General features: G+C 36.1%; 22 protein-coding genes and 1 pseudogene. 17 read left to right on the forward strand and 6 right to left on the reverse strand.

Annotated features, from left to right (window positions below; genetic code table 11):
- Nucleotides 1–133: 133 nt before the first annotated feature.
- The 15 genes from M1D73_RS05275 to M1D73_RS05345 all read left to right on the forward strand — a co-directional run bounded on the left by M1D73_RS05275 (nucleotide 134) and on the right by M1D73_RS05345 (nucleotide 13,389).
- The gene (locus tag M1D73_RS05275; RefSeq protein ID WP_000633311.1) at nucleotides 134–1,246 is read left to right on the forward strand and encodes a response regulator aspartate phosphatase; all 1,113 of its coding nucleotides are present in this window, start codon (nucleotides 134–136) and stop codon (nucleotides 1,244–1,246) included.
- A complete protein-coding gene (locus M1D73_RS05280) occupies nucleotides 1,243–1,374 on the forward strand; it encodes a hypothetical protein (RefSeq protein ID WP_000758182.1) in 132 nt (43 codons plus the stop codon). Before M1D73_RS05275 ends, M1D73_RS05280 begins: the two co-directional genes overlap by 4 nt.
- A gap of 232 nt (nucleotides 1,375–1,606) precedes the next feature.
- Nucleotides 1,607–2,479, forward strand: a complete 873-nt coding sequence (locus M1D73_RS05285) for an alpha/beta fold hydrolase (RefSeq protein ID WP_000819482.1) — start codon at nucleotides 1,607–1,609, stop codon at nucleotides 2,477–2,479.
- A 78-nt stretch (nucleotides 2,480–2,557) separates the two neighbouring features.
- Nucleotides 2,558–2,758 (forward strand): sporulation YhaL family protein, encoded by a 201-nt coding sequence (locus tag M1D73_RS05290; RefSeq protein WP_000449223.1) that lies wholly within the window; start codon nucleotides 2,558–2,560, stop codon nucleotides 2,756–2,758.
- Between the two features lie 215 nt (nucleotides 2,759–2,973).
- A complete protein-coding gene (locus tag M1D73_RS05295) occupies nucleotides 2,974–3,825 on the forward strand; it encodes a DUF2935 domain-containing protein (RefSeq protein WP_000554479.1) in 852 nt (283 codons plus the stop codon).
- A 273-nt stretch (nucleotides 3,826–4,098) separates the two neighbouring features.
- A complete protein-coding gene (locus tag M1D73_RS05300; protein ID WP_121868500.1) occupies nucleotides 4,099–4,758 on the forward strand; it encodes a DUF7018 domain-containing (lipo)protein in 660 nt (219 codons plus the stop codon).
- Entirely contained in the window at nucleotides 4,718–4,888 is a 171-nt protein-coding gene (locus M1D73_RS05305) for a hypothetical protein (protein WP_002182520.1), read from the forward strand. Before M1D73_RS05300 ends, M1D73_RS05305 begins: the two co-directional genes overlap by 41 nt.
- A 229-nt stretch (nucleotides 4,889–5,117) precedes the next feature.
- Complete coding sequence (locus M1D73_RS05310) at nucleotides 5,118–6,314, forward strand: oxalate decarboxylase family bicupin (RefSeq protein WP_000747525.1); 1,197 nt, start codon at nucleotides 5,118–5,120, stop codon at nucleotides 6,312–6,314.
- Between the two features lie 383 nt (nucleotides 6,315–6,697).
- Nucleotides 6,698–7,147 carry a helix-turn-helix domain-containing protein gene (locus tag M1D73_RS05315; RefSeq protein WP_000577652.1) on the forward strand — a complete coding sequence of 150 codons (450 nt, stop codon included), beginning with the start codon at nucleotides 6,698–6,700 and terminating at the stop codon, nucleotides 7,145–7,147.
- 97 nt (nucleotides 7,148–7,244) lie between these two features.
- Complete coding sequence (gene glpP / locus M1D73_RS05320; RefSeq protein WP_000394285.1) at nucleotides 7,245–7,805, forward strand: glycerol uptake operon antiterminator GlpP; 561 nt, start codon at nucleotides 7,245–7,247, stop codon at nucleotides 7,803–7,805.
- A gap of 226 nt (nucleotides 7,806–8,031) precedes the next feature.
- Nucleotides 8,032–8,853: a glycerol uptake facilitator protein GlpF gene (gene glpF, locus M1D73_RS05325; protein WP_001272200.1), complete on the forward strand. Its 822-nt coding sequence runs from the start codon at nucleotides 8,032–8,034 to the stop codon at nucleotides 8,851–8,853.
- Nucleotides 8,854–8,866: 13 nt separating this feature from the next.
- Nucleotides 8,867–10,357, forward strand: coding sequence for a glycerol kinase GlpK (gene glpK, locus M1D73_RS05330; RefSeq protein WP_000760011.1), 1,491 nt, complete (start codon nucleotides 8,867–8,869; stop codon nucleotides 10,355–10,357).
- 133 nt (nucleotides 10,358–10,490) lie between these two features.
- Nucleotides 10,491–12,173 carry an aerobic glycerol-3-phosphate dehydrogenase gene (gene glpD, locus M1D73_RS05335; protein WP_000672831.1) on the forward strand — a complete coding sequence of 561 codons (1,683 nt, stop codon included), beginning with the start codon at nucleotides 10,491–10,493 and terminating at the stop codon, nucleotides 12,171–12,173.
- Between the two features lie 114 nt (nucleotides 12,174–12,287).
- Nucleotides 12,288–12,620, forward strand: coding sequence for a PadR family transcriptional regulator (locus M1D73_RS05340; protein WP_000356628.1), 333 nt, complete (start codon nucleotides 12,288–12,290; stop codon nucleotides 12,618–12,620).
- Complete coding sequence (locus M1D73_RS05345; RefSeq protein WP_001288377.1) at nucleotides 12,613–13,389, forward strand: VanZ family protein; 777 nt, start codon at nucleotides 12,613–12,615, stop codon at nucleotides 13,387–13,389. The genes M1D73_RS05340 and M1D73_RS05345 overlap by 8 nt, the downstream gene beginning before the upstream one ends.
- Nucleotides 13,390–13,830: 441 nt before the next feature.
- On the opposite strand, the gene M1D73_RS05350 is transcribed toward M1D73_RS05345, so the two are convergent.
- From M1D73_RS05350 to helD, 3 genes are all read right to left on the reverse strand, one after another.
- Nucleotides 13,831–13,995, reverse strand: a complete 165-nt coding sequence (locus tag M1D73_RS05350; RefSeq protein ID WP_000561154.1) for a hypothetical protein — start codon at nucleotides 13,993–13,995, stop codon at nucleotides 13,831–13,833.
- A gap of 302 nt (nucleotides 13,996–14,297) precedes the next feature.
- The gene (locus tag M1D73_RS05355) at nucleotides 14,298–14,861 is read right to left on the reverse strand and encodes a hypothetical protein (RefSeq protein ID WP_001017098.1); all 564 of its coding nucleotides are present in this window, start codon (nucleotides 14,859–14,861) and stop codon (nucleotides 14,298–14,300) included.
- Between the two features lie 85 nt (nucleotides 14,862–14,946).
- A complete protein-coding gene (helD, locus tag M1D73_RS05360; protein ID WP_121868501.1) occupies nucleotides 14,947–17,283 on the reverse strand; it encodes an RNA polymerase recycling motor HelD in 2,337 nt (778 codons plus the stop codon).
- Nucleotides 17,284–17,563: 280 nt separating this feature from the next.
- Here helD and M1D73_RS05365 point away from each other — a divergent pair.
- Nucleotides 17,564–17,808 (forward strand): annotated as a pseudogene (locus M1D73_RS05365) (cytoplasmic protein).
- An 82-nt stretch (nucleotides 17,809–17,890) separates the two neighbouring features.
- Here M1D73_RS05365 and prsA read toward each other — a convergent pair.
- Together prsA and M1D73_RS05375 are read right to left on the reverse strand one after the other, a co-directional pair.
- Nucleotides 17,891–18,751: a peptidylprolyl isomerase PrsA gene (gene prsA / locus M1D73_RS05370; protein WP_000710058.1), complete on the reverse strand. Its 861-nt coding sequence runs from the start codon at nucleotides 18,749–18,751 to the stop codon at nucleotides 17,891–17,893.
- A gap of 423 nt (nucleotides 18,752–19,174) precedes the next feature.
- Nucleotides 19,175–19,369, reverse strand: coding sequence for a hypothetical protein (locus M1D73_RS05375; protein WP_000172690.1), 195 nt, complete (start codon nucleotides 19,367–19,369; stop codon nucleotides 19,175–19,177).
- 115 nt (nucleotides 19,370–19,484) lie between these two features.
- On the opposite strand from M1D73_RS05375, the gene M1D73_RS05380 reads away from it, so the two are divergent.
- Nucleotides 19,485–19,820, forward strand: coding sequence for a YhaI family protein (locus M1D73_RS05380; RefSeq protein ID WP_000383653.1), 336 nt, complete (start codon nucleotides 19,485–19,487; stop codon nucleotides 19,818–19,820).
- Between the two features lie 5 nt (nucleotides 19,821–19,825).
- On the opposite strand, the gene M1D73_RS05385 is transcribed toward M1D73_RS05380, so the two are convergent.
- On the reverse strand, nucleotides 19,826–20,383 hold the full coding sequence (locus M1D73_RS05385; protein ID WP_000834924.1) for an HTH-type transcriptional regulator Hpr: 558 nt from the start codon (nucleotides 20,381–20,383) through the stop codon (nucleotides 19,826–19,828).
- Nucleotides 20,384–20,557: the final 174 nt, after the last annotated feature.

Raw genomic sequence — 20,557 nt, forward strand, 5'->3', positions numbered from 1 at the left:
TCTTTATAAAATAATTAATGAATTGTCAGTTAATTATTGAGAAATATTTATTTGTAGGATGATCGGAATAGATATTTGAATTTTCTGTTATTATTTGTAGAAGAGTACATAACAAATGATTAGGAGGGGTTTCATGATTACATCTACTACAAACGAAAAACTGACGCAGCTATTGAATGAATGGTATCTAGAGATTAGATCTAGACGTATAAGTAATGCAGAACGTCTAAAACAAGAAATTGATTTTAAATTTACTAAACTAAAAAAAGAGACTGGAGAAGGTTTGCAGGACCAAAATCTATTACTTTATTATTATTTGCTAGAATTTCGATATAACTATTTAATAGATAATCTAGGCTTATCTCAAGAGAGTTTTAACAAGATAGATTCGTTTGATCAACCAACAGATAATTTTTTAACTTATTATTATCACTTTTTTAAAGCAATACATGCTAGTGAGTTAGGAAATTTTCATCTCGCTAAAGAACATTACGAAAAGGCTGAAAGTTTTTTGAAGTATGTTCCTGATCAATTAGAAAAGGCTGAATTTTATTATAAGTTAGCTACATTTCATTATGATACACAACAAGCTTTGGTATCTATTAAACATGCAACGAAGGTAAAGGATATGTATTTAAATCATGATGGATATGAATTAAATGTAGCTTTTTGTGATAATATTTTAGGCTTAGCCTGTATGAACTTAAAGGAATGGGAATTAGCTGAAGAGCATTTCACAGCTGCTATGGATCAATTCCAAAAAATTGGTGAAGAAAAATTTATTATTATGGTTCGTCATAATTTAGGATGGATGTATTCTACGCAAAATTTATCTGCATTGGCAATTCGTTATCTTACTGAAGTAGTAGAAAAATCTCCCCAACATTATAAAGCTCTTTATGTAAAAGCAAAAGAGCATTACAAGTTAAAAGAGCATGAGATTGCAAATAAGCTTATAGAAAAAGGATTGAAGATTTGTAGAGATTCGAAAATTGAAGGATATCAACACCATTATGAAATTTTAAATGCATTAAATCAAGGTGTAAAAGCGGAAGAATTAGAGGACATTATTCTTAGAGGAATTACGTATTTTGAAAGAGAAGAGTTATATGATTATACTCAGGAGTATCAGGAAAAGTTAGCAGTAAAATTTTATGAAGAAAACCTTTGGGAAGAGGCAAGTAAGTATTTTTATTTTAGTAAAAAAGCAAGAGAAAAACTTTTTGATAAGGGGGCTTTAAAATGAAAAAAGTGGTAATTAAATTATTAGGGATTGTAACAGTATTTACACTGACTTTAGGGGTGTATAGTTCAACAGATCATCAAAAAAGTCCAACACTAATGAAAGCTGAACATGGTGATTATGGTGGCTAAAAGAGAAAAAGGGATCTCACAATGAGGTCTCTTTTTTCTTTTTAGTTGTAAAACAATTGACTTACTTTAAATATGTAACTATAATAGTTACAAAATAATCATTAGTGACAGAAATGAGTTATATTTTTTTAGTTTAATTGTAACCGTATTGGTTACAATTAAAAAGAGAACATAAAATAACCAAAAAATGTAAAAACTTTTAAATAGCAACAAGAGAAAGGAGACGGGAATTTTGAAACGGTTTAAGTTTTATATGATTAGCGGTATTGTGCTCGTTTTGTTAATTGTTTGTAATTTCGTCGATAAGCCGATTGCGAAGGTTGGAGAAGTGAAAGATACTGTTATGATGAAGCTGAATACGAAAGAGAGTATGGCGCAAATTGATGGGCAGACGATTTATTTTAAACAAATTGGTAAGGGGAAACCTCCTTTACTTATGCTGCACGGGTTTGGTGGTTCTTCTGATGGGTTTAGTGATATTTATCCGGAACTAGCGCGAGACCATACGATTATTGCGGTTGATATTTTAGGGTTTGGGCGTTCTTCTAAGCCAGTTGATTTTCAGTATTCGTTTCCTGCGCAAGTGAATTTATATTATAAGTTAATGAAGAAGCTCGGATACGATCAGTTTGCAGTGCTCGGCCATTCAATGGGCGGAGAGATGTCCCTTAATTTAGCGTATTTATATCCGGATGCAGTGACGCATCTCATCTTGGCGGATGCTACAGGGATAGAGTCTTTCCAGCAAAAAGAAAGTTATGAAGTACCACCGCTATCGACGGACTTACAAACTGTAACTGAGATTACGAAGTATAATAAAAATGAAGTAAAAAATAGTCGTGATGATAAAGAGCATTATGATCAGCTTACGAAAATGCGAGAGCGCCGCATTGCGATGGAAGCTGATAAAATTAAGGTACCGACTTTAATTATATGGGGACGACATGATAAGAGTGTTTCGTGGAAAAATGGTGAACTGTATCATGGGCTATTTGTGAATAGTACGTTTCATATTATTGAAAAAGGATACCACGCACCGTTTCGTCAGGAACCAATTGAGTTTATGGAATATGTACAAGCATTTTTCGCGAAGCATCCACAATAAAAATTTTAAGCATAAATCCATTTCTTTCCTCATAAAGTGAAACTAATAAGGCTTGTCTAAGGAAAGGAATGAAGTGATTTGGAAACTTTACCATGGTGGGTGTATCTTGTAATTGTCGGGATTGTACTAAGTGGCTACATGGTTTTATATACTTCGAAAAAAGAGCAAGATATGGATAATGAGTTTATCGAAAAAGAAGGCGAAGTATATATGAAGCGCTTAGAAGAAGAGCGCGAGAAACGTAATCAGGATAGTGATAAGGATTCTGTATTGCTTTAATAGAAATTTTGAAAGGCTACCACCTAGTAGGATTTTACATCTAGGTGGTAGCTTTTTTTCTTCTGGGGGAGCAGTATATGTTCATCAAGCTAAGGTTATATTAGTTTAATTTTACATGTATAAGAGAGTCATCATAAACTTTTATTGATGGCATTTATATATATTTTTCCTCATAAGAATGGAACTAGTGGGGATTTTACTGGGGGGGATTAACAATGCATAGGGATGAAACTTCATTACATCCTGATACAGGTGTTACGTCTGTAATGTTTGTTGAGCGTTCATTAAATGAAATTCGTTTTTGGTCTAGAATCATGAAGGAGCATTCTTTTTTTCTTCGATTGGGATTTAGATGTGAGGATACTCAATTAATTGAAGAGGCGAATCAATTTTATCGGTTGTTTGAACATATTGAACAAATAGCGCATTCCTATACAAATGAAACAGATCCTGAGCAAATAAAAAGATTTAATGCAGAAGTACAACAAGCCGCAACTAATATTTGGGGATTTAAACGAAAAATTTTAGGATTAATTCTCACATGTAAATTGCCAGGACAAAATAATTTTCCACTTTTAGTTGACCATACAAGTAGGGAAGCTGATTATTTTAGAAAACGTTTAATACAATTAAATGAAGGTAAATTAGATGCCCTTCCTGATGCTATTATTAAAGAAAATGTTTTCTTTTTACGGATTATGGCAGACCATGCTAAATTTATTGGCCATCTTCTTGATCCGTCGGAAAGAAAGCTTGTAGATACAGCACGAAATTTTAGCAATGATTTTGATGAATTGATGTATCAAGCAATTGACTTAGAATCTATGAAACCACAATCCCAAACAGCTCCTCTTTTAGATCAATTTTTAGATCAAAATCGCGTGTCAGTTGCATCTCTTCGGGATTTTAAGAAAACAGCACGTGATTTAATTGAGCAATGTAAAATAAAGAGTATCATTCATCCATTATTAGCAGACCATGTTTTCCGTGAAGCTGATAGATTTCTTGAAATCATTGATATGTATGATGTTCATCTTACAAATATTCAATCACAACCTAGATATTAGAAGATAAGGAAAGATACTATTTTTCCTTAAGCTGAGAAGTTAACAATTTATTGTTAGCTTCTTTTCTTTGTGATTAAAATTTTCTTTTAAGGACTACATAAATCCTTTTGACCAAATATGTAATTCTTTGTAAAATATTATATATGGAAAGATTATGAATATACAGGAAATCTATGGGTAGTAGATTTTAATAAATTACTCGGGGGAAATTTATTAATTAAGTATATTAACTTTTTCACATTAAATTTTACAACTAAAGGGGTAGTAGTAATCATGAAGGCAAAGAAATTAGTAAGTTTAGCATTACCAGTTATGTTATTGAGCGGTTGTATTACAATTGAAACGGATGGTAAGAAAGCTAATGAACCAAAGAAAGAAGAAACACAACAGGTAGAGAAAGAAAATAAGGCTTCTGAAAAAGAGAGTAAGTCAACTGATAGCAAGAAAGAGGATAGCTTATCTGTAGCGAAAGGTGAAGGTACAAACAGTAGTTCATCAAGTAGTCAACCAAGTTCTTCTTCAAATAATTCAACTTCTTCACCTGGTAAGGTAACTGGTTCAGATGTTGAAAGGTACAAGGCAGATATCATAAATAGTGCTACTCAAATTGAAGATACAATGAAATTAATTGAAGGAATAGCAGATTCAGACGTAAAATCATACAAACAAAAGAAAAGTGAAGTACAACTAAGTTTAGGTGGAGCAAAGGCAACAACGAAGAAACTGAAGAATTTACAAGTGCCCCCTGAGTTACAGGGAGAACAGGCGAAGATAAAGCAATCGATGGAACTGTATGCGGATTGTTTTCAACTTCTCTTTGATGCATTGGACCAAGAAGACGAAAGTAAAATGCATCAATCAGTAAGTAAAGCACAAGAAGGTTCGAAACTGTTTGAAGAGGCAGCGAAGAGTATCGGTAGTAAAACTAACTAAAAATAAAGTATTTAAAGGGGTATTTGTAAGTGCAGTTGGTGCAAGTGAAGAGTTAGGAATTAGTTATGGAAACACATTACAAATTTATCAAATGGACGATAATGTTCGTATTCGATATGTAAAACAATAAATAATTGGTGAAAAACTCTGTAATAAATTTTACAGGGTTTTTTGTTAGTTCTAGTTTATTTTTTTGTCTTCCTAAGCGCTAAGCATACTAGTATAAGTTGAGAAATGAACAAAACGATAATGATAGGCAGATGATGTAACTCCATAGTAACTGTAACCATCTAAAGCCCAATTCATACACTATGATGGAGGATTTTTACTTCATAACCGGATGAAAAAGGAGTGTAATCATGAAGAAACGTACTGTTAATGAAGCAGGAAGGAATGTGCCACAACCAATCCGCAGCGACGGAGCAGGTGCGATTGATTCTGGACCTCGTAATGTTATGCGGGATATTCAAAATCCGAATATGCTTGTTCCGCCTATAACGGATGCAGGGTTAGTTCCTAACTTGAAGTTTTCATTCTCGGACACTTCTATGATTTTGAAACAAGGCGGGTGGTCTCGGGAGATTACTGCTCGGGAACTACCGGTTTCGACGACGATTGCCGGAGTAAATATGAGTTTAACGGCAGGTGGAGTACGAGAACTACATTGGCATAAAGAAGCAGAATGGGCGTATATGCTTTTAGGACGGGCACGCATAACGGCTGTAGATCAAAATGGACGGAATTTTATTGCTGATGTTGGACCAGGTGATCTTTGGTATTTTCCTCCTGGTATTCCGCATTCCATTCAAGGGTTGGAACATTGTGAGTTTTTGCTCGTTTTCGATGATGGGCATTTTTCTGATTTATCTACTTTAGCTATTTCTGATTGGTTTGCGCATACGCCGAAAGAAGTGCTATCGGCTAACTTCGGAGTGCCGGAAAGTGCTTTTCATTCCATTCCTTCAGAGCAAGTGTATATTTATCAGGGAGAGGTACCAGGTTCGCTTGAGAGTCAGGAAGTTCAGTCGCCGAAAGGAGAAGTTCCTTTAACGTTCAAGTACGAACTTTTAAAACAAAAACCGATTAAGACTCCTGGTGGGAGCGTTCGAATTGTCGACTCTACGAATTTTCCTATTTCAAAAACAATCGCAGCGGCGCTCGTTGAAGTGGAGCCTGGTGGAATGAGAGAGCTTCATTGGCACCCGAATAATGATGAGTGGCAATATTATCTTACAGGGGAAGCGAGAATGACTGTGTTTCTTGGAAATGGTACCGCTCGTACATTTGATTATAGAGCTGGCGATGTCGGATATGTACCGTTTGCGACGGGGCATTATATTCAAAATACAGGTACCGAAACATTATGGTTTTTAGAGATGTTCAGAAGCAATCGTTTTGAAGATGTATCGTTAAATCAATGGATGGCACTGACTCCTAAAGAAATAGTGGAGAGTAATATACATGTTGGCCCGCAAGTAATGGATTCTCTGCGTAAGGAGAAGTGGCCTGTTGTGAAATATCCGGGGTTTTCATATAGTCCGAAAAATGATGAGTAAAAATGAAAATTTGCGTTATTCTTTCTGGAGACTGATAAGAAGGGATGGCGTATTTTTTATGCCTAATCTAGTCTTTATCCCGCTATTTGCCGGGCAGTAAGACCTACCTCAAAATTCAGCGGAATCAAAGAAGTTAGGTGGGGCGCGGGCTGTCCGTAAAAGCCCGATTAGTGAGGGCTGATTAAAGTTTCACTTTATTAGTATCCGTCCCTTGTATTATTGTTCGGGAAATTATTATTGGAGCATAGTATAGGGAAGATACATATAAAAGAGCGCCATTATAAGCTGTAACGTATAAGTTGTGCAGGAAATGCAACAATAACTCGCTTTACTCTTCATCATTTATTTGAACATAATGGGCATAGAGAGGTGATAAACACAGTATGATTTTTAGTGAGCGTTTAAAAGAAGAAAGGGAAAAAAGAAATTGGTCGCAAAATGATTTGGCTGAAAAACTTCATGTGAGCAGGCAATCTGTTTCGAAATGGGAGACGGGAAAGAACTATCCGAGCATTGAAATTATTATTCATTTAAGTGATCTGTTCGGTATTACAATTGATGAACTGCTAAGGAGTGATGAAGAATTGACGCAGAAAATAATTGAAGATAGTAAGCAATTGGCGTATCCAAAATGGAAGGTGTTTTTTGATAGTCTATTTATGATAGGAGTATTTTTGTTTATTGCAAAAATCGTTGTATGGATGCTAAATAAGTTTGCTGGAGCAAGTATTACAATTGTAGCAGATGCGCCATATGTAATGAATCTTTTGCCCCTTGTATTCATGATTATAGGTGGTATAGGTTCCGATAAGTTGAAGAAAATATATAAATAGAGGCAAGATTTGAAAGAAATCCCCAACACTGGCTGTTCTTTTCACTTAAATTGTGTACTATAAAGGATAGGATGACATAAAGAAGGGGACATTTAGAATGGAATTTCATGAACAGAAGATTTTGCCGGCAGTGAGGCAAATTAAAGATTTGGAAAAGCTATTACATAGTTCGTATGAATATATTGTTATTTTAGATATTCATGTCGGCCAATTGAAGAGTGTTATATCGCTTGCGAAGCAATATTGTAAAAAGGTGTTTTTACATGTGGATTTAATTCATGGTTTGCAGAGTGACGGGCATGCGACGGAATATTTATGTCAGGAGTTTAGACCGTACGGGTTACTTTCAACAAAGGCGAGCGTTATTATGAAGGCGAAGCAAAAAGGTGTTGTGGCAATACAACGCATCTTTTTAATCGATTCGAGTGCGATGGAGAAGAGCTGCAATCTTTTAGATAAGACGAAACCGGATTATATTGAGGTACTTCCTGGAGCATTAACGGACGTTATCGCTGAAGTGAAAGAGCGTACTGGTGTACCGATTTTAGCAGGTGGTTTTATTCGTACTGTAGAAGATGTGGAAAGAGCATTAAACGCTGGTGCGACAGCAATTACGACATCAAAACGTGAACTATGGAAACATTACCAAAAAAAGTGACGAAAATGTGAATTTTTTCGTTGACACCGCTTTCATTTACGGTTAACATTATAGACAAGTTAATAAACGTGACGGAGAAAAGTAGAGATCCACATTTCATTGTTTCTATATAAATTTATATAGAAGCGTGCAAGCTGTGGGTCTTTTTCTTTTGACAAAAACGAATGGCCATTCATTTTACCTCTATCACATTTGAAAGCGTTTAAATTGATTGTGGAGGGATACTATGTCAGCATTTTTAGGAGAGTTAATAGGGACTGCGTTGTTAATCGTACTTGGTGGCGGCGTTTGTGCTGGTGTAAGTTTAAAGAAATCGTTTGCGAAAGATTCAGGTTGGATTGTTATTACAATGGGCTGGGGCTTAGCAGTAGCGGTTGCAGCGTATGCGGTTGGATCAATTAGTGGGGCACATTTGAATCCAGCTTTAACGATAGGATTAGCATTTAAGGGAGCGTTCCCATGGAGCGACGTACCAGGTTATATCGTAGCACAAATGATTGGGGCAATTATCGGGGCAGTTATCGTATATTTACATTACTTACCACACTGGAAAGAAACAGAAGATCCAGGAACAAAGTTAGGTGTATTTGCAACAGGTCCAGCAATTCCGAACACATTTGCAAACCTTTTAAGTGAAATGATTGGAACATTCGTTTTAGTATTTGGTATATTAGCAATTGGTGCAAATAAATTTGCAGATGGATTAAATCCATTTATCGTAGGTTTCTTAATTGTAAGTATTGGTTTATCATTAGGTGGGACAACAGGATACGCAATTAACCCAGCGCGTGATTTAGGTCCGCGTATCGCACACTTCTTCCTTCCGATTGCAGGAAAAGGCGGTTCAAACTGGAAGTATGCATGGATTCCAGTAGTTGGTCCAATTTTAGGTGGATCACTTGCAGGTTTATTCCATCAAGTTGTATTTGAAGGAAAACAAAATTCAGCACTTATTTATGTGATTATCGCAACTGTGATTGTACTAGCAATCTCTTATATGACAAGTAAAAAAAGCGGAAGCAATACAAATAGTAGAAAAGTAGCATAAGGGGGAAACCGATATGAAAAAATATATTCTTTCATTAGACCAAGGAACAACAAGCTCACGCGCAATTCTTTTCAATAAAAAAGGTGAAATTGTTCATTCAGCTCAAAAAGAGTTTACACAACATTTTCCAAAGCCAGGCTGGGTAGAGCATAATGCACAAGAAATTTGGGGATCTATTTTAGCAGTTATCGCAACTTGCTTAAGCGAAGCGGATGTAAAACCAGAACAAATCGCTGGTATCGGTATTACGAACCAACGTGAAACAACGGTTGTATGGGATAAAACAACTAGTAAACCAATTTACAACGCAATCGTATGGCAATCTCGCCAAACAGCTGAAATTTGTGATGAGTTAAAAGAAAAAGGTTATAGCGAAATGGTTCGCGAAAAAACAGGTCTTTTAATTGATGCATACTTCTCTGGTACGAAAGTAAAATGGATTTTAGATAACGTTGAAGGTGCAAGAGAAAAAGCAGAAAACGGCGATCTATTATTCGGAACAATTGATTCGTGGCTTGTATGGAAACTATCTGGTGGTAAAGCACACGTAACAGATTACTCAAACGCATCACGTACGTTAATGTTTAACATTCACGACTTACAGTGGGATGATGAGCTTCTAGAAATGTTAACAGTACCAAAGAGCATGCTTCCAGAAGTGCGTCCATCATCTGAAATTTACGGAGAAACAATTGATTATCACTTCTTCGGCCAAAATGTACCGATTGCAGGTGTAGCTGGTGACCAACAAGCAGCATTATTTGGACAAGCTTGTTTCGGTGAAGGTATGGCGAAAAATACTTACGGAACTGGTTGCTTCATGTTAATGAACACAGGTGAAAAAGCAGTAGCTTCTGAGCACGGTCTATTAACAACAATTGCATGGGGAATAGATGGTAAAGTAAACTACGCATTAGAAGGAAGTATTTTCGTAGCGGGTTCTGCAATTCAATGGTTACGTGACGGAATGCGCATGTTTAAAGATGCAAGTGAGAGTGAAGTGTATGCGAGTCGCGTTGAATCAACTGACGGTGTATACGTTGTACCAGCATTCGTTGGACTAGGAACACCTTATTGGGATAGTGAAGTACGCGGCGCTATGTTTGGTGTAACGCGCGGTACGACGAAAGAGCATTTCATTCGTGCAACGCTAGAATCTTTAGCTTACCAAACGAAAGATGTATTATGCGCAATGGAAGCAGATTCAGGTATTGAGCTGAAAACATTACGCGTTGATGGCGGAGCGGTTAAAAATAACTTCTTAATGAAGTTCCAAAGTGATATTTTAGATGTTCCTGTAGAGCGTCCAGTAATCAACGAAACAACGGCTCTAGGTGCAGCATACTTAGCAGGTCTTGCGGTTGGATATTGGAAAAACCAAGATGAAATTAAAGAACAGTGGCATATGGACAAACGCTTTGAACCAACGATGGAAGCGAAAACAAGTGAAGAGCTATATGCTGGATGGAAAAAAGCAATTGAAGCAACAAAAGCTTTCAAATAATCATAAACAGTGTTATAATGGTGACAAGTTAATAATTCGGTAGGAGATTTGGAGAGACCACAACGCGCTATAGAGGCGAAATCTATAGCGGAGTTTGTGGTCTCTTTTTTCGTTATCAAAGGGAGGAATTACCATGAAATTTTCAAGTAAACAACGTAAAGACGTATTAAACGGAGTAAATAAACAAGAGTTAGATGTGATCGTAATTGGTGGAGGTATTACTGGTTCTGGTATTGCATTAGATGGAGCAACACGCGGGTTATCAACAATTGTGTTTGAAATGCAGGACTTTGCAGCAGGTACATCAAGTCGTTCAACGAAGCTTGTACACGGTGGTCTACGTTATTTAAAACAACTTGAAGTGAAAATGGTAGCAGAGGTGGGGAAAGAGCGTGCGATCGTATATGAGAACGGTCCCCATGTAACAACACCAGAGTGGATGTTACTTCCGTTCCATACAGGCGGTACGTTCGGATCATTTAGTACATCAATTGGTCTTCGTGTATACGACTTCTTAGCAGGTGTAAAACGAAGCGAGCGCAGAAAGATGTTTAACCGTGAAGAAACGCTAAACAAAGAGCCTCTTGTAAAAAAAGAAGGATTAAAAGGCGGCGGTTACTACGTAGAATATCGTACAGATGATGCGCGTCTTACAATTGAAGTAATGAAAGAAGCAATTGAGCACGGCGCAAAAGCTGTTAACTACGCAAAAGTAGATAGTTTCTTATATAAAGATGGAAAAGTATGTGGTGTACGTGTAATCGATTTACTAGACGGTGAAGTATATGAAGTTTACGGTAAGAAAATTGTAAACGCAGCTGGTCCTTGGGTAGATACACTTCGTGAAAAAGATAACTCGAAAAAAGGAAAAGTACTTCAGTTATCAAAAGGTGTTCACTTAGTAATTGATCAAAAACGTTTCCCATTAGGTCAAGCGATTTACTTCGATACACCAGATAAACGTATGGTGTTCGCGATTCCTCGCGGAGGAAAAACATACGTAGGTACAACAGATACGTTCTATGATAAAGACGCAGCTGTACCACAAATGACAACAGAAGATCGCACATATATCATTAATGCGATTAACTACATGTTCCCAAGCGTGAAAATTACAGAGAAAGACATCGAATCAAGCTGGGCTGGTGTACGTCCGTTAATTTACGAAGAAGGTAAGAGTGCATCTGAAATTTCTCGTAAAGACGAAATTTGGACTTCTGAATCTGGTTTAATTACAATCGCAGGTGGTAAATTAACTGGATACCGCAAAATGGCTGAAATGGTAGTAGACTACGTAACGAACTTACTACAAAAAGAAGGTCATAGCGCATATCCGAAGAGCGACACGAAACATATGCCAATCTCTGGTGGACATGTAGATGGTTCACACGGATTCCCAGCATTCGTTGCGAAAAAAGCTGGCGAAGGTACGAAATATGGTTTAACAACAGCACAAGCAGAAGAATTCGCGAAATTCTACGGCTCTAACGTTGACGTACTATTTGATTTAGCGAAAAAACATAAAGACGAAGCGAAAGAATACAACATGCCACTAGACGTTCTAATCCCGCTTGTATACGCAATGGATTACGAAATGACAGCAAAACCAGTTGACTTCTTCGTACGCCGTAGAGGCGCTGTATTCTTCAATATCCACTGGGTATACGAGTGGAAAGAAGCAGTAATCAACTACATGGCTGCGAAACTAGGCTGGAGCAAAGAAGAACAAATGAAATATACAGCTGAACTAGAAAAAGCATTAACAGACGCTGTAATTCCTGTAGATCAACAAGAACAGGCAGCTGCGTTAGCATAAAATAGAGAACCACCTGAAGGGGAGCCTTTAGGTGGTTTTTTTTTGGGTTATTTTTCTAACTATGTTGTATAACGACATATGTTGTTATACTATGTATATAAGGTGGTGGTATTGTTGGACAAAGAAATCTTGAAGGGAAGTATAGATATTTTATTACTTTCTATCATTGCAAAACATGATACATACGGCTACGAAATAGCTCAAAGTTTAAAGGATGCAAGTGAAGATTTGTATAGTATGGGACAGGGAACTTTGTATCCTGCTTTAAAGCGATTAGAGAAAAAGGAGTTTCTTGAATCTTATTGGAATGAATCTGAGAATGGGATGAAAAGGAAATTCTATACTATTACAGATAAAGGGAAAAAAGAATTGCAGAAGAAAGTGAACTCTTGGGAGAGTGTAACAGCATTAATTCAAGCTTGTCAGAAAGGAGTTATTTATGAGTGAATTTGATGAGTATATTAAGTCTATTTTAGCCTATTCAGAACTTAGTGATATTGAACAGGATGAGTTATTTCTAGAAATGTATGATCACTTGAACAGCTTGAAAGAAGAATATATGGAACAAGGTATGAATGAAAAAGAAGCGATTTATAAAGCGATTCAAAGTTTTGGAGAATCAAAAGTTATTGGCGTAGAGATTAATAAATCGGTATACGAAGTTCCTAGGCCATTAAAGGTATTATCAAAAATTTTATGTATTCCTTATATAATCATTTGTTTTATTGTCTTTTTAGGAACGTTTATTTCAACTTCTACATTTGACTCTGTTCGCAGTTTGACAGGTGGTGGGACTGTCTATCATCCCATTGAATTTTGGCAGCAATTTTTACATATATCTGATTTAGAAACGTTATTACAACTTTTTGGAATAACACTTTGGCAAGTTAAAGATTTTATTGCACATCCAGGTCCTTGGGGAAACTCAACTTATTGGTTAAGTGTTTTACAACATATAATATTAGTAGTTCCATTCGGATTTTTCGTTCCAGTGCTCATTAATAAAGTGACTAACTATAAGAAAGCTCGTAAGTGGTATGTTATGACCTTTCTTGTTTGGGAGATATTACATTTACTAACTTTGTCTGATGTTTTTGATGTGTGGCGGATTGCTATAAATATGCTCGGTGCGTCGGTAGGATATCTTTTATTTATAAGCATAATGCAACTGGATAATAAATTTAGGGTTATGCGAAAGAAGATATTTGAAAATTAGCTCGCTATTCTGTAGTTTAAATTATACAAATTTAATTTGATGGTAATAGAGTATCGCTGAAAACATAGGTACTATGTAGTGAGAGGATTTTTTATATTCGTAATAGGTGTTGTTCCTTGTTTAATCCTACTGTTATGAAGCGGGTCCATAATCCGTCTTTATTGGTGCTATAAATGATGAGAGCGGCACAGCTGAACTAGAAAAAGTCTAGAACAACAAGAACAGGCGGCTGCTTTAGCGTAAAATAGAAAACCAACTGAAGGGGAGCCTTTAGGTGTTTTTTTCTCTTGACTAAAAATAAATAAAATGTGTTACAATGATGATAGAGTATTTAGTATGAATTTTGCATAAAATAAAGAAGACAGAAGCCTGAGAAACTTCTGCCTTTGTAACCTAACTTGCTATTGTGGTGGTAGTAGGTGCGGTTATAAGACAATTACATTAACGTTTTAGCCGAGAACCGCCTTTACCTTTTCCACGAAGCAGGGTGGTTCTCGCTTTTTTGTATACAGAAATTAGCCATGGACCGACGTATCTTCTACCGATGACAACGCCAGCTCCGGTTAGGATACCATACACTAATTTAATTACAAACATCGCGATCATATTATCACCTCCCCCTTTTTTCAAAATGGAAGAGATGATTACCACACCTACTAGTTATAGCTTATTAAGTTACGTATTCATTGTATTATGTTTTAAAATAGGGAACAAGATATATGGATGAAAATTCCTGTTTTTAAGCAGAACATTAGTGTCAGGGGACAAGAAGTAAATAAATATTCATAAAAAAACGGTATGGACATCGCAATCTGTATTTTTTACACTAGCACACTTAGTACGTTTTGTTTCAAAAACATAAATAGATAGTATGTAGAGGGTTATGATAAATAACCCTCTTTTCGTGTTTAAATAAGTGCACTCTCTTTAACAGAAATACATAATTCAGAACGAGAGATTGATTCAGTTAGTTGCTGTAAATAAGAGTATTCTTCCGCATCTTTTTCGGAAGTGTTAGGATCTAGTAAAGGTGAAGAAAGAAGTACATCAATCGTAAGTATGTCTGCATCATGAGAGACGATGTTATAACCTGCAAATACAGGTCGTTTTAAGTCTTTTACTTTTTGAATCATCTGATGGAATTTCGTAACACTTATATTGATTTGTGCGAATGGAAAGCATTTTTGGATAGGATTCTCGATGGTCTTTCTAATTTTATAATCGTATACATAGTAGTACTTTTTTTGCTGCTCAAGTGTTTGCAACTCTTTCGTTAATGAGTGGTATTTGTCTGTAAGTCCAGTTGTGAGTGCACGATGTTCTTCGCCAACTAATAATGTGAAAGGTCTTGGTGAGGAGATTGAAATGGTGCGGACGTTTAGGTCAGTAAAAGTGTGCTTAGATTGTAAAATGGTATGTAATTTTTCGGTAGGAAACTCACCGTCATAAATAGCAATAAAATAGTGGTTCATCTTTTCGCTCCTTAATTTTTTTCTAAACTGATATATTCTACTTTAAAGGTGTAAGTCCTGCATAAAAAAGAAAACACCTTGATTGTTACCAAGGTGTTGTAATAAGTTCAAAACTATCCGAATCAGCCCCAAGCACAAAAGGACTAACCTCGCCAACACAATAAAGGTGCAATTCATGCATTGCGCGCGTACAAGCAGTATAGAACAATCTACGAACGCTCTCATCACTGTACACATCTTTAGATGCATCGTAAATAATAACAGCATCAAATTCGATACCTTTCGCTAAGTAAGCAGGGATCACGACAATACCTTGCTCATACTCGGCTGAGTTACTTTTCACAAGTTTAATATTCTCGATATGATTAAGTGCTTCGTAGGCAGCGGCGCTTTCAGTTGCAGATTTACATATAATTGCGATCGTATTGTGCTGCTCTGTTTGTAGTGCAGCAACTTTAGCAGTAATATGTTCGTGTAGTTCGTTGTGATTAGCTACTTTCGTCACTGTAGGTTTCGCGCCGTCACGTTCAAAGGCGTGAATGTTCTTCCCTTCCGGTACGAGAGCACGTGTAAATTCAATAATCGGTTTTGTTGAGCGATAGCTACGAGTTAAGTTAATGCCGTTTGTTTCGTCTGGTCCGTATAAATTCGTAAGTGTATCGAAATTCACCGTTTCACTCGCATGGGCAAATATCGCTTGGTTAAAGTCTCCGAGTACCGTCATTCTTGCAGCAGGGAAGAGACGTTTTAAAAACTCGAACTGGAACGGAGAGTAATCTTGCGCTTCATCTACGAGTACGTGTTTAATCGATCTGTTCGTTTGGAAGCCTTCAATTAATTCTTTTAAAAGTAAAAATGGAGTCGCATCCTCGTAATATAGCTTTCCTTCATCAAGCATGTTTACTGTTAATGAGCAAATGTCATCCCACTCTTTCGGTTTTTCCCCAAGAACCCATGATGCATCTGTGAAGAGCTGTTTATATATGCCTGTGAAATTGATGAAACGCAATGTTTGAACGCCTTTACGAAGCGGCTTCATTTTTTTACGGACAATCATACGCCCAAGTACTCTTGTTTCTTTCTCAAAGTCTTGAAAGGAGTTGTCGTCAAACTCGCCTTTTTTCTGTAAATATTTATAAGCCTTTTGGTATTCATCTTTACTAAGTAATTCAATTTCCTCTTCTACCCAAGGTTTTTTCAGTTCTGCTTTTTCAAGTGCATCTATTTGCTTATTTAGCCAATCCGTTAACTTCTCAATTCGACTATGGAAGCGGAGGGAGGAGTCAGTATTATAAAATTGCTCTGTAATTTCTTTAGCTGAGGCAATCAGTTTTCCTCTAAATTTCATTCCTCTAAATAGCATGCCTGAAGATTCAAGAGATTGTCTGTACGCTCTAATCATCTCGAAAAATTGAGTGGATGCTTTAAATCGGATGCTCGCATTTCTCGTTTTATAGGTAGGGCTATTCGTTTCAGTTAACATATATTCCAATTGCTCATAAGGGTCTTCAACATCAAATGACTTACTCAGTCTATGATTTAAATATTCTTGGAATGTCACTTGCTGCATATTTTCTTCACCGAGTTCAGGTAGTACGTTAGAAACGTAGCTATTGAACATAGAGTTAGGGGAGAAGAGAATAATTTGATCCGCTTTTAGCCATTCGCGATATTTATATAGTAAGTAGGCGATTCGCTGCAGGGCAGCTGACGTTTTACCACTACCAGCAGCTCCTTGCACGATAAGGAGTCGGCCTTCATCGTGACGAATAATTTCATTTTGTTCACGCTGAATTGTAGCGACGATACTTTGCATATGTTTGTTCGTACCTTTTCCGAGCGCTTGTTGCAAGATTTCATCGCCAATTGTAAGGCTCGTATCGAACATAGAATCAATCTCGCCATTTTGAATAATGTATTGTAATTTTTTCTCCACATTACCGTGGATTACGCCTCCTGGTGTACTGTACTCAGCTGGTCCTGGTGGATAATCGTAGTATACACTCGAAATAGGTGCGCGCCAGTCATATATAAGAAAGTTTTCTCCGCTAGCATCCGTAAGTGTAGCAACACCGATATAAATTTGATCCGCAGCAGATTCTCCTTCTTCTTTGAAATCAATTCGTCCAAAATAAGGTGCTTTATGCATGCGTCTTAATGCGGCAAGTCGATTAAAGGTATGCTTATGGGTAATTTGTGTGACAGCTAGTGACTGAGCTTGTTGTCTTAAGTTGATAACTGTTTCAAGATAATCATCAAAAGTATCCGTGTTCACTTTCACATCATCCCAAAAGTGTTTACGAATATTGATTACTTCTGCCCGGCGTCTGCCAGTTTCGTTTTCCAGTTTATCAATTTGCTCCGTAATTGTCTCGATTACGGTATCCAATCTTTTTTGCTCTAAATCAAGTTTTTTGTTCATACGGTAAGCACTCCTTTAAAAGTGAAAAATAGAGGTTGACTGAAGATGTGTTTTGGTGTACAATTAAAATACGGATAAATACGTTCCTTTAGTTTTAGAAAACGTGTTTCTGTACTAATTTAACATAGTTTTTGAATTTAATCAATGATAATAAGATAAACCTTGGTTCTGCGTGGCGTGGATCAAGGTTTTTTTGTGTTTTTCTTTAAGGAAGAATTGCAATTTTATTGAGGAGAATGTAAGTAAAGCAAAGAAGAAAATCAGGAATAGGGGGATACTGATGCAAAAATATTTTGAGGAAGCGCATCGTTTTTGTTCTCGTAATAGAAAGCACTTAGAAAAGGATGTTATATGTGGTTGTTTCTATTGTTTAGAAATTTTTCATCCAAAAAAAATTACAGAGTGGTGGGATGATGATAACACAGCAGTTGTCCGCATTGCGGGATTGACTCTATTATAGGAGAAAGTTCTGGATTTAAAATTACAGAAATGTTTTTAAGTGAAATGCATAAAAGATGGTTTTAGTTAAACGAATGAAAAAATAAACTTTCGTTAACGAAGAGGATACATAAAAAAGCTCGGGCCTAAGCCCAAGCTTTTTACTTCATTATTTCTTTTCTTCTTTTTTATCGTCAGCTTTTTTCTCTTCGAAAAGATCTTTTAAATCTTTATCGTCAACTTTTACGTCAGCTTTTTTGATTTCTTTCATCATAAGATCATTCATGAATGCAGCATCTTGTGCTTTCTTCTGAACTAGATCTTTTTTGATGTCGCCTTTTACTTCATCAAATGGTTTTTGTTCTTTAATGTCTGTTACTTTAATGATGTGGTAACCGAATTGTGATTTCACAGGTTCGCTTACTTCATCTTTTTTCAGCTTGTAAGCAGCATCTTCGAATTCTTTAACCATTTTACCAGCAGTAAAGTAGCCAAGGTCTCCGCCTTTTTCTTTTGAACCAGTATCTTCAGAGTATTGTTTCGCTAACTCTTCGAAAGATTTACCTTGTCCAAGTTCTTCTTTTACCTTTTTCGCAGTAGCTTCATCTTTTACAAGAATGTGGCTTGCTTTAATTTCAGGCTTGTAGTTTTCTTTTAGTTCTTTATCAGTGATTGTTTTCTCGATAGCTTTTTCTTGAGCTAATTGAGCACGCACACCAGTTTTTATAGTTTCTTCTTTAATACCTTGTTGTTTTAATAGTGTATCGAATTGATCACCGTATTGTTTTTTCATTTCATCGAACTTTTTGTCTACATCTTTGTCTTCAACTTTGTAGTTTTTAATAAGTACTTTTTCCATAACCATGTTGTTTAGTACTTGTTTACCAGCTTGTGTCTTCATTTGATCGTAGAATTCTTCTTTTGTAATGTCACCAGCTTTAGATGTAACAATTTTGTCTGATGATGATGTTCCACATGCTGATAATGCGATTACACTTGTTGCGGCTAAGGCAAGCATAGCTTTCTTCATTCGATAAACACTCCTACTATTATGTATTTTTAATTTATCCTACACCAATGAATTTTGATTCATAAGAGCCCGATTAAGTCTCACTGATACTTTTGCTTTTTTATATTGGTAAAGCGCGCTTAACAGGGCTTACCGAGGCTGAGGATAAAGTTTTGATGAATGTTTTGTTCTATAGTATAAGCAATATGTACAAAATTTAATATATCATATTTCGAACCGTTTTCATATTGATAAAGAAAAATTAACCAGCACGTGTCAGATTTTGAAAGTGTGCCATATTGGGCGTATGCCGCATATACAGAATAGAGGAGGGGATGGGGATGAATTCTCAACTTATTTTATTACTTGTACTGTTTATTTTATTGGTTATTGTAGGTATAATTTGCTTATAGAGGAAAAAAGTGAGGAAGGGGCTTTCCTTCCTCACTTTCCATGAAATATAATTTCTATATAACTAGAAATTAATAAAATTGTTATACATACATTAATAACCCGAAAGACACCGGGCTGGCGGCTCGCAGCTATTTGTTTTCGTTCACACAGTGTATGTGTCATGAAATTCGTGTAAAATATAACAAGAAGTGCGAATGCGACAAAAACAACTGTTATAAGTGTCATGAGGCGAGACCTCCTTTTGGCTAAAATACATATACATATATTGTATCACACGATATTTTGTTCGTGTTACAAAATTCAGAAATAGAAGACTTTGTGTTAGAAAGTGAGGGAGAAAATGGACGTTGTTAGAAGATTAGAACAAGCTGAATACTATGTAGACCTACTATTTAAAATGATTGATGAAGAGAAGTGTCCATTTTATTCTTTAATCATAAAGAAAAAAGCTCGTAAAAAAGATATTGAACGTATACTAAATCTTTGTGAAAAACTGAACGATCAATATGTAGTGGAGAAAGCAGAAGGGCTTCTTTTGTTCGATGCGCTGTTAGATCAATTTGAAAAAGCGCTTCCACATCAGCTCGAAGTACACGAAACTGCGGAAGCGCTAGCAAAACAAGGTTTATTTAAGCCGCTTATGAATGAATTCTTAAGCATGATTGCGAAAAAATAAATAGATTATTTCTTAACTAACTTTTGATCGGACTCTGTAAAGTTCTCTTCAATATCTTCTAATGATTTCTCAAAAATATCGATAAAGTCTTGTCCGTAAATATTACGCAGGATTGCAATCAGTTCGATATTTTCTGGGAACTTCCCATAAAAATTACGAAGTGCAAGAGCCCCATTAAACACTGAATTATTTTCAGGATCATACTCCTCCATTAAGCGAAGTAGTAATTCTTCCCCTTTGTCTGTAATTTCAATGTACGTATTTCGTTTATCATCTTCCTTTTTTGAGAATACAAGATAGCCGCGTTCTTCTAGCTTTTTAGAGAAGTTAAATGCCGTTGATACGTGCATAACTCCAAACTTAGCAATCTCAGAAATAGAAGCCCCTTTTAAATGATAAGCGATTGTTAAAATATGATGTTCATTAATATTTAAATCGTAAGGTTTAATCCACTGCTGCCAATCTTTCTCTACACATTTCCATAACGCTTTCGATAATTGAGCAATGCGTTGGCTGAAAATCATCGCTTCTTTTACCGAGTAATCTTTTTCTCCACTTTTCATTTACTCACCCACTTTAACATTCTTTTTCATTACTATCTATTATGCCAGTAAAATAAAAATTAATAAAGTCTTTTTGTAAGAATTGTGAAAATTTTTTAACAAAATGACATTCTATACAAATCATGCATAACTATGGAAGCGTTTTATGAGTCATGAATACATACGTTGTCCTTA

Source organism: Bacillus sp. PK3-067, assembly GCF_056738645.1.